The following is a 12,629-nucleotide window of genomic DNA, read 5'->3' as shown; positions in this document are numbered from 1 at the left end:
TTTATTTTTGAGAGGTATAATGAAATGAGTGTATTATTCTTTTCCGGATAATCCGCTTAACCTGTACTTTCTCCCTTTAATTTCTGCCGCTTCAATACTGTTTTGACCCAGACCGATATGGCGTTAACAGTGGCCTCGGCATTTTCCATGCAGTCGTGCTTTGCCCCCGGAATATAATTGAATTCGACCGCACCGTTTCCTGATTCCCGGGCCGATCGGGCAAGTTCCCGACACTCCCAATCATCCAGGATGTCGTCATGCTCCCCCTGCAGCAACAGAAGGGGTGTTTTCATCTCTGGAATGATTTTATATGTTTTGGCATTCTCTGCCTCCGGGCTCCTCATAAACCACCAGGTCTTGTATGTAAATATTTCATTATGAAAAGGATTGAGCGTGTCCCCCCATGCCCTGTTGACTAGGAAAATCCGGTCATTTCTACTTGATATCGGGTCGGGGGCTAAAAGCTCGATCGCCTTTTCATAGACCTCTCCGTAAGATGGTATGCTTTTCCACTTGTCCCATCTTCTTTTTTGAGAGTCGGGAAGTGAATACGCGCATCCTTCGAGAATAATTCCCTTTAATTCACTATATGTTCTTATTGAATTATGGTAAGCCGCCAGATTGGCTCCGAGGCTGAATCCCAGTATAAATATATTTAAAAAACCCTCCTCGCGAAGATAGTCCAGTGCCGCATCTATGTCATAAACCGTCTTGTCGAATATCGCATTTCCATTTATCTGACCCAGATAGGCCATTCTGGTGTTTATCGAAAAGGAGTTTATCCCGTTTTCGGCCAGGGCTCCCGGCAGCTGTCTCGGTGTTCCGCGCGCCAAAAAATGTCCCAATACGCCGTGAACTAAAATGATAATCGGGGATTTCATCAGGTCTTCCCGCTTTGGGTATTCGCCGGTAACCAAGAGGGAGTGTATTAAAAAGTCGTCTTTTGATCTGAAGCTGATTAGTTGTCGCTGTCTTTTAATCATGCCGATCTGGAAGTCGCTGGTTGCCGAACCTTGCGTCGAGCCATTTTATAATCTCTTCTCCCAATTCTTTTTCTTTGCCCTCGAATCCGTGACCGGCGTCCATGTATATGCTGGATACATCACGATTGCCGGCCTTCTTCGCAATCTTTGCAAGCTCGATAGCTTCATCAGATTTCAGGGTATCGTCATTTCGCCCCTGAATCAGGAGGACCGGTATTTTTACCTTTTCGATTTGTCTGAAACACATTGCCGACTCGGCCTCAGGGCTCGCCAGGTGCCACCATGTTTTAAATGTGTACAGCTCCGAATGTTCCGGGTTTAGCGTGTCTCCGCTTGCCCTGTATATTATGACAGTGCGGTCTTCCGCCGAGCTGTAAGGGTCGGGCTTAAGAGCCTCTTTTACCCTTCTGTAAATCTCGTCATACGAAGGGACGCTTCTCCATCCGTTCCATTTCATACGTATGGTTTCAGGGGTGGAATATGAAGTGGAAATGCCCACTACTCCTCTTAAGCTCTGATACCTGGAAGGATCGTTTCTGAGCGAGGCGTATCTCATAACAATACTGCTTCCGACGCTGTATCCGGATAAAATGATTTTCTTATATCCCAGGTTCTTCAGATACACAACGACCGTATCTATTTGAGGGATGGTGTCGTCTATGATTCCGTATCCGAAAAAGAGGCCGAAGGTCGCCATTCTTGTGTTGATTGAAAGAGACGAATAGCCGGACTTCGCCAGAATAGGGGGTAAAAAACGCTGGCTTCCTTCGAGAAAATTGCCCAGAAATCCGTGCACATGAATCATCACGGGCTCTTTCTCGGATTCGTCAGCCCTGAGAAGGCTTCTGTAGAAAAGGGCATCTATCTTGCTATTTCCGAACGGAATGGATAAAAGCTCCTGTTCCATATATTTTGTTTTGTCAGTTGACGTCATGAATCAGCACCCGAAGGTTATTACAGCTTCATTTGCAACCTTATCGAAATCTATGTTAGAAGCCTCGATATTTGTTTCTATTTTTAATTTGTCCGAAATTTTCACAAATTCCCGGAGCGGTTTGAGTATTAACTTGCTGATGTTTTCTATTTCGACCTTCAGTATGTATTTTCCGGCCGGTTCCACAAAGACTTTAACCGGACCCCGGATGTCGGCTGCGGTGAACTCCGCCCAATAAATCGTATTTTTAAAAATACCGGAAGGCGCGGTATAGTGAATATACTTCGGAAACCGGACACGCGTGTGCCTGCCGAACCAGTCGAATATCTCCGGCAGGTCCTTGTCCACCATGAGCCATGTATGCCCCTCTTCAGGGTAATATTTAAATTTCGCGGGGCCCCCGAGCTTTTCGGTCATTTCGTGGAGAACGATTGCATCGTCGACGGGAACGGCTTCGTCATCCCCTCCGTGTGAAATGTACAACGGCAGATTCTCCAGATTCGCTATCATCTTCTCCGGGAAATCGAGACTGTTAATAAAATTCCTTAGCTCCGGAGGGTTCATATCTTTTATTCGCTTCTTATAATACCTAAGCCTGTACGGGCCGAATACAAGTCCCGAGGCCGCAATCAGGTCGGGATAGTACATTGATACGAGCATTGCTTCGAGCCCGCCGTTTGACATGCCGGTCACGTAGATTCTGTCGTCGTCTATTTTGAAACTATTCTTCAGGTAATCGAGAAGTTCGGAAAAGGTATCAACCTTTCCCAGTCTTAAATAATCTCGGCCGAGCTCAGGGGAGGGCATTATGCCGATATATCCGTATTTTTTGCAGTATTCGTGTATCCGCTGAGACTTTATGTAGTTGTTGAGACATATTATGACGGGCAGATTGCTCTTATCCTGGCCCTCGGGAAGAATGTAAAAAAACTCAAAGCTCCTGCTGTATTTCGGCGACTCGAAACGGCCGCGTCGGATATTTCTTCCCTCCGGAGAGAATACATGCCTCCCGGGATCGTCCCCCGCCAGCAGCTCGCCGCTCTTCCCGAGGTAAATCACCGAATTGGCATCTCCTGCGGTGTCGGGGTTAAGGTCGGGATTATTGGGGTCGGTTATCCACTTTCCGTCAACGATGAACTTATAGTCATACCACCGGCCTGACGGAAGCGTCATAATCAGACGCCAGACATCGTCATTACCTTTTATTAAAGGTGTAGCGCCCTGTTTCCATCCGTTGAAATCACCGGAAATATATACTTCCCGTGCGTACGGTGAATAGTAACTGAACAATATTCCCTCTTTGACTTTTTCGGGTTTTGTCGCCCATCTGCCTTCGTATACCTTTACCGCCGATTTCTGATTTATCGTCACTATATCTTCCCTAAGTTCTAATCGGGGTTTAATCCCGGTTCCCGAAGTTTAATTATATGGCAGCCAAAAATAATGTATAGAAATAAATATATATCAAGTTTCGTCTGTGTTCTTCCGTCAAAAGATATGCGATACTTCTTTTGCCGTCATTTTTTACAAACATTGCGAGCGGTCGGGTTTTTTTATACAATTAGAACTAGCAATGAAAGATTATTCTGAAAGCCTACCGGAGCCTGTAAGAAAGTTTGCCGATCCTTCTCGTCCCAAAGAACTACGTTTAATGGCGGCCCGAGGGCTTGTTCCGCTTATCCCCAAAGATATTACGCTTGTTCTTTACCTGCTCATTTCAGATAATGACGGGGAGGTCTCGGAGCATGCCCGTAAGTCTCTCTCGGAGATACCCGCCGATGTGGTTTCGTCCGTCCTTGGCGATCCGGGAACTAATTCCGGGCTTCTGGATTATTTCGCGCGCACGATCAGCGATGAAAAACAGCTACAGAAGATCATATTAAATAACTCCGCGAGAGACGATACCATCGCTTATCTGGCGGGGGCGGTACACGCCCAAAACCTTATAGAGCTGATAGCGAACAACCATGAGAGGATTGTACGTTCCGCGGATATTGTGGAGTCCCTGAGCAAAAATCCCGTGATTACGCGCTCGACGCTGGATGCGGTAATAGATTATTTAAAACTCTACATGGGAAAGAAGTACGATATTCCCGATCTGGTTCATCCGGAAGATGCTCCGGTTTCGCAAAACCCCGAATCGGAAGATGCTCATGAAGGAGAAGCAGACTATGAGGTTCAGGAATCGTTTCTGGATGACGTTGACATTGACGAAGAGCTTGTCGAGGAAAACGATGAAGACGGGGAACCCTCTGAAATAAGACATCAGAATTATCAGATTCAAATAAGCATGTTAAATATCGGTCAGAAAATAAAGCTCGCGATCCTCGGAAACAGGGAAGCAAGGACTGTGCTGATTAAGGACCCGAACAGGATTGTATCGAAAGCCGTTCTCAAGAACCCGAGGCTTACCGACAGTGAAATCGTGTCGATATCTCAATCAAAGATCGTTAGTGAGGACATACTTCGTGAGATTTCGGACGGCCGTAAGTGGATGAGGTTATATCAGGTTAAGCTGGCCCTGGTTAATAACCCCAAAACACCTCCGCATATTTCAGTAAACCTGATAAGGCACTTGAGGGATGTCGATCTGAAAAATCTGAGGTGGAGTAAAAATCTTCCCGGGGTACTCACAACCGCCGTAAGACAGATAATTCAGGATAAAAGGGATAGAAAATAGTATCCCCTCGTCACTTCCCCTTTAGTTGAAAGTAATGATTAACGGGCAAAGGACTGAAAAATTTCGAATCTCACCGGAATTCGCGGACAAGAGAGCCGATATTGTGCTTTCTCATTTTCTCCCGGGGCTGACGCGTTCTCAGATTAAAAAACTGATTGACGAGAAGCACGTGCTGGTCGGGGGAGAGCCAATTAAGCCTTCGAGGAAATTCGACGTCGGTGAAGTTGTGCATGTAACGATACCCGCGCCGGAATCCATAGATGCGGAGCCCGAGGATATTCCGATTGAGGTCATTTTTGAGGATGATTGCATAGCGGTAGTCAACAAGCCTCCCGGCATGACCGTCCATCCCGGAGCGGGTGTAAAAAGAGGGACTCTTGTAAATGCGCTTCTCCACAGGTGTAAGGACCTGTCCGGTATCGGGGGGAAGATAAGGCCGGGTATAGTACACAGGCTGGACAAAAATACGTCGGGGATTATGGTAGTGGCTAAAAACGATTTGTCCCACAACTCGCTCGTCGGACAGTTCAAAGAGAGAACCGTCCGTAAGAAATACATGGCGGTAGTGGAAGGTGTATTGAAAAAGGATTCGGGATCGTTTTCATCCGGAATAGGGAGACATCCCACAAACAGAATCAAAATGTCCTCTAAAACCGCCTCTGGCAGAGAAGCGCTTACATTGTGGAAGGTGGTAAAGAGATATAAAAACGCCACGCTCGTCGAGGCCGAGCCCAAAACAGGCCGTACTCATCAGATAAGGGTTCATTTCTCGGAGAACGGTCACCCGGTTCTGGCTGATGAAGTATACGGCTATAAAAAGCTAAAATCGGGCGCTGTCGCAGCCGCTGCGAAAAAGATAGGGAGGCAGGCGCTGCATGCCTTTAAACTCGGCTTTGCGCATCCCGCCACGAAGGAATATATGGAATTTACCGCTCCTGTGCCGGAAGATATGAAAGAGGCCCTTAACATTCTTGAGGAATCCGGGGAGAATAATTTATAGACAATGAACTGGACTAAATCGAGCATACTATCCACGGTTCCGGGGATTGTGCACGGATTTGCGGACAGAACTGTTAAGGGTGCGGAGTCTGATTTGGCCGTGAGCCTGGGTTTGTCAGGGGGGATAACCCGCCTCAGGCAAATACACAGCAGTGAGGTCAAAGTGATAAATGACAATAGTGTCGCGGAAGCATATATGACCGGGGATGCCCTTGTTACCCGGCTGAGAGGTGTCGGAATAGGCGTCTCTACCGCCGACTGTGTTCCTGTTCTACTTGCTGACGACAGAGGAGAAGTGGCCGCTGCCGTACACGCGGGATGGCGCGGCACTCTCTCGCAAATTGTTGATAAAACACTAGGTGTGATTAAAGACAGTTTCGGTATTACTCCCGAACGGATGATTGCCGTAATCGGCCCTTCCGCGAGGAACTGCTGTTACGAAGTTGGTGAGGACGTTGCCTTTCAGTTTAGAGAAAAGTATCGTGACAACAGTCAATATTTAAGAGAAAAAGCTGATTCCAAATTCATTCTCGATCTGGCTTTAGCCAATGAATCGGCGCTCGAGAGATCCGGCGTTAAAAATATAGAAATTATGGATATTTGCACGATATGTAACGATAATTTTTACTCCTACCGTAGGGAAGGCAAAGGTGTCGGAAGCCAGCTCAGCGTGATCGGTCTCGTTTAGAGTCAGAGTCCGGGAAAAAAGTGTTATATTTTTTAGAGGGTATAATATCCGAACAAATTCATAACGATAAATTAAATTTGATTGGAGGCGATCATGCTTCAGATAATGTGCTGGCTTGATTCGGAGGACTATGGGTATCTGGATTCTATGAATGAAAGCGGACAGTCCGTTGATTATTACGCATATACATTCGAAGTGGAAGGCGGAACAGAAGGCATAGGCGCAAGTACCGTAAGACTTATTATTGTGGAATTCATCAGCGCGAAAATGGCTGTCGGGTTTGTTCTACCTAAAAATTTAAAGCTTGAGGACAGAGATTTAAGGCTTAGGTTCATATCACACGAGAGTGCTTCAAAGGATATACCCGTTGAGTGCAAGCTGTCGGATGAGGTCAAGCGCGCGTCATACATGGGCGATGATCAGGAGAAGATCGAATATATAGGTTTCACTCTTGAAAAATTTTATGAAGGTAATAACGCCAAGTTTTATCTGCATGACTTAAGGCCGCCGAGCGAGCAGCCGGGACAACAGGGGCAGCCGTAAACACACGTTATATTCGCGTTCCGGATTCCCGAGTCTTTAACTATCATATATTCCCAAGTAAATTAAATTCCAAGCGAAATATAATATTACTGTATCCTGCAATCGGGATTTTGAGGGGTAAACGATAATGAGTAAAACAAATAAGATCGTTCTGGCTTACTCAGGCGGGCTTGATACTTCGGTGATTCTCAAGTGGCTCGCCGAGAAATATGAGGCTGAGATAATAGCGTATGTCGCCGACGTCGGACAGGGGGAGGATCTGGAGGAAGTCAGGGAAAAAGCGATAAAAACAGGGGCAAGCAAGGTATATATAGAGGACCTGAAGGAAGAGTTCGTAAATGATTTCGTTTTTACGGCTATAAAGGCAAGCGCGGTGTATGAAGGAACATATTTACTCGGGACCTCGCTCGCCCGTCCGCTCATCGCGAAAAGGCAGATCGAGATCGCGGAGAAGGAAAACGCCTTTGCCGTATCACACGGATCGACCGGGAAGGGCAACGACCAGGTACGCTTCGAGCTTACATATTACGCGCTCGATCCTGAAATCAGGGTTATCGCGCCCTGGAGGGAGTGGGATCTGAATTCCAGAAGCTCCCTGATAGAATATGCCAGGAAAAACGGCATACCCGTTCCTGTTACTTCAGAGAAGCCCTACAGCTGCGACAGGAATCTTCTCCATATCAGTTATGAGGGAGGAATGCTGGAGGACCCCTGGTCAGAGCCCCCTGAGGATATGTTTGAGATGACCGTATCACCGGAGAGAGCACCGGACGAACCTCAATACCTGGATATAGATTTTGAGAAAGGCGTTCCCGTGCGGGTGGATGGAAAGGGGCTCCAACCGGCGGAGCTGCTTGACACGCTCAATAAGACAGGCGGGGCGAACGGGGTGGGCAGGGTCGATCTGGTGGAGAACAGGTTTGTGGGCATGAAATCGAGGGGGGTGTACGAGACCCCGGGTGGCACGATACTCCACGCGGCTCACAGGGCGCTCGAGTCCATAACCATGGACAGGGAGGTGATGCACCTGAGGGATTCTTTCATTCCTAAAATTTCGGAGCTCATTTACTACGGATTCTGGTATTCCCCGGAGATGGAGATGCTCAGGGCGGCCGTGGAGGAATCTCAGAAAAATGTAACCGGGACTGTGCGTTTGAAGATATACAAGGGCAACGTAATACTGGCCGGAAGAAAGTCGCCATATTCGTTATATCAGGAGGATCTTGCGACTTTCGAAGAAGACAGCATCTATGACCAGTCTGACGCGACGGGGTTTATAAAACTAAACGCTCTCAGGCTTTCTGTCGGAAAGCTCCTTGAAAAGAAAGGAAAGTAAACTTCTCATAATGAAAACTTCCGATTTCGATTACCGTCTGCCCGAGGAGATGATCGCGTACCGTCCGGTCGCGGAAAGGCATAACTCCAGGCTTATGGTGCTCGACAGAGAGCATGGGGGGATAAATCACAAAAGGTTCTTTGAGCTTCCCGATTTATTGAACGCAGGCGATCTGCTGGTGCTGAATAATACACGGGTTCTTCCTGCGAGGCTTTTCGGAAACAGGAAATCCGGTAGAGAGATCGAAGTTCTTCTCCTAGAGAAGCAGGACGGGCGGAGATGGACATGTCTTGTCAGAAATCCGAAAGAGAACCTCGAAATTAAGTTCGGAAGCGATGTAAATGCCACGCTTCACAGAAACGGCAGGAGCGAATGGATAATAGAATTTAACGAAAAATCCCCTCTCTTTCTCGATAGAATAGGCAAAATGCCTCTCCCTCCCTATATAAAGCGCGCGCCTGATGAAAGCGACAGAAGTTCCTATCAAACCGTCTTTGCCGAAAAGGAGGGAGCTATTGCGGCTCCCACGGCGGGTCTTCATTTTACGCCTGAACTCCTCGGGCGGCTGAAGAGAAAAGGGGTGGAGATTAGATATGTAACTCTCCATGTGGGTATCGGAACCTTCAAACCCGTACAGGCCGAGAACATCGAAGAGCATGAAATGCACGCGGAACAGAGGGAAATCCCGATTGAAACGGCCGCGGCTGTAAATCGTGCCAGAGCCGATGGAAGAAGGGTGATCGCCGTGGGTACTACGGTCGTAAGGACACTCGAGTCATCAGTCGACGAAGAGGGGTCGGTCGAGCCGCTTAAGGGCCGGACAGACCTCTATATCCGTCCCGGTTTCAAGTTTAAAGCGGTCAACGGATTGATTACCAATTTTCACCTTCCCCGCTCTACACTCCTGATGCTAGTTTCAGCGTTCGCGGGCCGCGAATTTATATTTAAAGCATACGATTCAGCCATGAGCTCGGGGTACAGGTTCCTCAGCTACGGGGACGCCATGTTCATAATATAGCAAGGAGAAAAATATTGCGGGTAGAGATAGAGAGGCTAGCATTCGGCGGGAAGGGAATAGCCAGAGAGGACGGGAAGGTGCTTTTCGTTGAGGGCGGACTCCCCCGTGACATCCTGGATGTGAAAATCATTAAAGATAAGGGGAGCTACGGTGAGGCGGTGATCCATCAAATAATTACACCTTCCCCGGACAGGGTGGAGCCCCCTTGCCCTGTATTCGGCATATGCGGAGGCTGCCAGCTTCAGAATTTATCATACCCCGCCCAGCTCAGGGAGAAGCGGGACATACTCAGGGAGACGATACAAAGAATTGGCGGAATTCAAAACGCTGAAGTCGAGGAGATATTCTCCTCCTCAAAAGAATACGGATACAGAACGAGGGTTCTCTTGTCCGCCTGGTTTTATGCCGGGCAGTGGCATATCGGATATAGTCAGGAGAGAAGCAGCCGGAAGGTCAAAATCGAATCCTGCCCGGTATCAGACGAAATCATTAATGAAGCGATAGCTCGTCTTTCTCAGGTTCTCTCCTCGGTGGGCGATCCCAATTACCCTCTGGATAAAGTGCATATTTCCTCAAACGGCTCGAGCGCTTATATAAGCCTCGTGCCCCGTTACGCGAGAAAGCCGGGCTCCCTCGGAGCACTGGTCAAACACCTTAAGAGATTCCCGGAGACGGAAAATGTTTCCGTTACGGGTAAGGACGAAGCCGGCTTTGAAGCCGGTGTTTCCGGTTTCAGTCTTTTTACTGCCCCGTCGGTTTTTGCACAGTCCAACCCTTCGGTGAACGAAGCGATGATAGAGACCGTTCTAAAGCGGGCGGAGCTATCAGGGGAGGAGGCTGTTCTCGATCTATATTCAGGCACAGGTAATTTCTCCATCCCACTCGCACGGCTTGCGGAAAAGGTGGTTTCAGTCGAGGTAAACAAAAAAGCCGTCGCTTTCGCGAAAAAGAATGCGACGGTTAACGGTATCAGCAATATAGTTTTCGAAAACGCCTCATGCGAGGAGTTTTTACGCGGGCTTGATTCGGAAGGGGGGAATTTTCAACTGGTGGTACTGGACCCTCCCAGGGAGGGCGCAAAGAAAATAATAAGCGCCATAGCCGACCTGTCACCAGAAAAAATCATATATGTATCCTGCGACCCTTCGACTCTGGCCCGTGATTTAAAGAAGTTTGGGGAATCGGGCTTTGAGCCTATAAGTGTAAAGCCCTTCGATATGTTCCCCCAGACATATCATATTGAATCCGTTTCGCTTCTGACAAAGGTAAGAAGATAGTAACGTGCCGAGTACAAGCAGTTGGCGCGCTGAATAGTTCTCCCGCTCGAGTCATGGTACGCCGTCATAGTAAACCTGCCCTGTCTCTTTAAGACCCGTTGATCCGTTAATTATTTCCTCTTATGCGTAATGGTTAATTGTGGACGAAAAGCAATTACGTCACTCATGGGTTTTTCGTGGATTGAATGCGCGCATTTATTTCATGTACGCTGAGTTTATAGAGTTAAATGCAGATGCCGCAAGCTCCTTTCTGGAAGCGCCTGACAGGGGGTCGATGCTTTCGAGCATCGTGAGTTCGACATCCACCGAGCCTACAGATAGAAAGTCGAAGAAATGGTCAAAGAACTTCATATCCCCGTAGTAGTAAACGAGGTCTCTATTGCGGGCGTTAATCTCCTCTCCGTTTATTCTCCGGTACTTTATACAGAGGGGTAGAATGTCCGTTCCCGCTTTTTGAGCGATGCTTATGAGCGGCGTTTTGAAGGGGAGAACCCGCTCCCCGTTGGAGGTCGTACCCTCGGGGAACAGTGCCACATTAATACCCATCTTTAACAACTCGGATATGGATTCGATTTCGGCTCGAAGGCCCGACCGCTTTCTCCTTTCGACGAAGAATCCGCCGCTCAGCTCTGTGACTTTTCCCAGCAGGAAAGTATTCCTTACCTCATCGACGCTGGCTATAAAAGAAGCGGGGAAAAAGGAGGAGATTATGAATATGTCGAGGTAGGAAAGGTGGTTACAGAGGATAAGGTAGTTTTTCTTCTCGTTGGGCGCGCTCCCGCGGTTTGTGAGCCGCACGTTAATGCCCAATGATTTGATCAGAACCCCGTTGAAAAAAGAGGTGATTTTCGTGGATCTGTGAAGCCTCTCCTTCCGGTCTCTTGTAAGTGCGTTAAGGATCGTCGTTACCGCTATAAAAGAAACTACAATGCAAAAAAAAAGATTAGTTTCCAGAATTTCCTAACCATTTGCGACCTTGTATCTTTTTTCGAATGATTTGGAAAGAAGCTCAAGATCGAGGACGGTGAAGAAGTCCGCGCATTTAAATTTTTTGTCGAGCGCCGGCTCCCCGCAAATGACCGATCCCGCTTTCAGGTAGCTCTTTAGCAGCGGAGGTATGAAATTCTCTATAGACTCGGTCTTGATATCGAATTTGTCGAACGCGGGCATATAGGTTTCGAGCTCTTTGATTTTATGCTTCTCGTTGGGAAACACCCTGAAGTTCTCGGGAGACAAATATAACTCTTTTATGTATTTATAAATAAGACTTATTTCGATGATATTGGTAGTACCGATACTCGAGCATCCGAACAGGTATTTCGCTCCGATTTTCCTGTAATACTCCGACAATCCCTTCCACAGAAGCGCAATCCCCGTGCCGTTCCTGTAATTTCTGTGGACGCATGCCCTTCCGAGCTCGAGTTTTATTCCCTTCGCCTCCTTGATCTGATCCATGGAAAATTCGGTTTCAGAATAGAATTTATCCGAAAAGGTGGACGAGATTAATCTATACGTGCCTACTACACAGTTCTGTTTTTTATCCAGAATTAGCAAGTGGTCGCAGAGCAGGTCGAATTTATCCAAGTCGGTCCTTGTGAAATTATCCTTGTTAAGGGTTTCTTTATAAAATACTTCGTATCTGAGGTTTAACGCCTTATCCAGTTCAAATGCGTTTTCGACGGTCTTGATAAGGAACCTGCTGCTTTCGATTAAAATGGGAATTTTTGGTCGAAACTGTCTTAGCTTCCAACGGAAAGCCTTTCTCAGCATATTTGAAGTGGAAACCGTATCTTTAATTGACATTACTTTCTTTGTTATCATGCTTCTCTCCGATTTAGGGCTAAGTGTTTAATACCTCTTGAGTGTTTAATACGTATTAAGCGAATATGAATTTTATGTTTATAAAATGTCTCCATTATATCAAAGAAATGAGCGTGAAGTCCAGGTGTAACGGACAATCCGGGAATATCCTGCTTTTCTGCTTCTGTTAATTCTTCCTTAATATTCCCTTAATACTGAAGAAATACAATAGTCATAATGTATTTCGATGCGCGAAAATTAAAGCTCTGTGGAGAGACAACTTCGTTGAGAAACGGCACGGGCCGTAGCGGCCTGGAACCGAAAGGCTTTACGTCCTATGGCGAGCGCGATTTTGATTTCACGACGGAGGG

General features: G+C 47.3%; 12 protein-coding genes. 7 read left to right on the top strand and 5 right to left on the bottom strand.

Annotated elements, in window-relative coordinates:
- Nucleotides 1-56: 56 nt before the first annotated feature.
- From RIG61_08800 to RIG61_08790, 3 genes are all read right to left on the bottom strand, one after another.
- Nucleotides 57-881 carry an alpha/beta hydrolase gene (locus RIG61_08800; protein ID MEQ9619257.1) on the bottom strand — a complete coding sequence of 275 codons (825 nt, stop codon included), beginning with the start codon at nucleotides 879-881 and terminating at the stop codon, nucleotides 57-59.
- A 94-nt stretch (nucleotides 882-975) separates the two neighbouring features.
- The gene (locus tag RIG61_08795; protein MEQ9619256.1) at nucleotides 976-1,917 is read right to left on the bottom strand and encodes an alpha/beta fold hydrolase; all 942 of its coding nucleotides are present in this window, start codon (nucleotides 1,915-1,917) and stop codon (nucleotides 976-978) included.
- A gap of 3 nt (nucleotides 1,918-1,920) precedes the next feature.
- Complete coding sequence (locus RIG61_08790) at nucleotides 1,921-3,288, bottom strand: prolyl oligopeptidase family serine peptidase (protein ID MEQ9619255.1); 1,368 nt, start codon at nucleotides 3,286-3,288, stop codon at nucleotides 1,921-1,923.
- Nucleotides 3,289-3,490: 202 nt separating this feature from the next.
- Here RIG61_08790 and RIG61_08785 point away from each other — a divergent pair, with 202 nt between their 5' ends.
- The 7 genes from RIG61_08785 to RIG61_08755 all read left to right on the top strand — a co-directional run bounded on the left by RIG61_08785 (nucleotide 3,491) and on the right by RIG61_08755 (nucleotide 10,458).
- Nucleotides 3,491-4,597, top strand: a complete 1,107-nt coding sequence (locus RIG61_08785; protein MEQ9619254.1) for a hypothetical protein — start codon at nucleotides 3,491-3,493, stop codon at nucleotides 4,595-4,597.
- Between the two features lie 34 nt (nucleotides 4,598-4,631).
- On the top strand, nucleotides 4,632-5,597 hold the full coding sequence (locus RIG61_08780; GenBank protein ID MEQ9619253.1) for an RluA family pseudouridine synthase: 966 nt from the start codon (nucleotides 4,632-4,634) through the stop codon (nucleotides 5,595-5,597).
- Nucleotides 5,598-5,600: 3 nt separating this feature from the next.
- Nucleotides 5,601-6,284 (top strand): peptidoglycan editing factor PgeF, encoded by a 684-nt coding sequence (gene pgeF / locus RIG61_08775; GenBank protein ID MEQ9619252.1) that lies wholly within the window; start codon nucleotides 5,601-5,603, stop codon nucleotides 6,282-6,284.
- Nucleotides 6,285-6,377: 93 nt separating this feature from the next.
- Nucleotides 6,378-6,827, top strand: a complete 450-nt coding sequence (locus tag RIG61_08770) for a hypothetical protein (GenBank protein MEQ9619251.1) — start codon at nucleotides 6,378-6,380, stop codon at nucleotides 6,825-6,827.
- A 127-nt stretch (nucleotides 6,828-6,954) separates the two neighbouring features.
- Nucleotides 6,955-8,163 (top strand): argininosuccinate synthase, encoded by a 1,209-nt coding sequence (locus RIG61_08765; GenBank protein ID MEQ9619250.1) that lies wholly within the window; start codon nucleotides 6,955-6,957, stop codon nucleotides 8,161-8,163.
- 10 nt (nucleotides 8,164-8,173) lie between these two features.
- Nucleotides 8,174-9,181, top strand: coding sequence for a tRNA preQ1(34) S-adenosylmethionine ribosyltransferase-isomerase QueA (gene queA / locus RIG61_08760; protein MEQ9619249.1), 1,008 nt, complete (start codon nucleotides 8,174-8,176; stop codon nucleotides 9,179-9,181).
- 14 nt (nucleotides 9,182-9,195) lie between these two features.
- Entirely contained in the window at nucleotides 9,196-10,458 is a 1,263-nt protein-coding gene (locus tag RIG61_08755) for a class I SAM-dependent RNA methyltransferase (GenBank protein ID MEQ9619248.1), read from the top strand.
- A 195-nt stretch (nucleotides 10,459-10,653) separates the two neighbouring features.
- Here the strand turns inward: RIG61_08755 and RIG61_08750 are convergent, their stop codons facing one another.
- Nucleotides 10,654-11,268 (bottom strand): lysophospholipid acyltransferase family protein, encoded by a 615-nt coding sequence (locus tag RIG61_08750; protein MEQ9619247.1) that lies wholly within the window; start codon nucleotides 11,266-11,268, stop codon nucleotides 10,654-10,656.
- A 150-nt stretch (nucleotides 11,269-11,418) separates the two neighbouring features.
- Complete coding sequence (locus RIG61_08745; GenBank protein ID MEQ9619246.1) at nucleotides 11,419-12,279, bottom strand: GNAT family N-acyltransferase; 861 nt, start codon at nucleotides 12,277-12,279, stop codon at nucleotides 11,419-11,421.
- Nucleotides 12,280-12,629: the final 350 nt, after the last annotated feature.

It is taken from the genome of Deltaproteobacteria bacterium, from assembly GCA_040223695.1.
GTDB lineage: Bacteria > Desulfobacterota_D > UBA1144 > Nemesobacterales > UBA2774 > JAVKFU01.
This window is presented reverse-complemented; position numbering and strand designations above follow the sequence as displayed.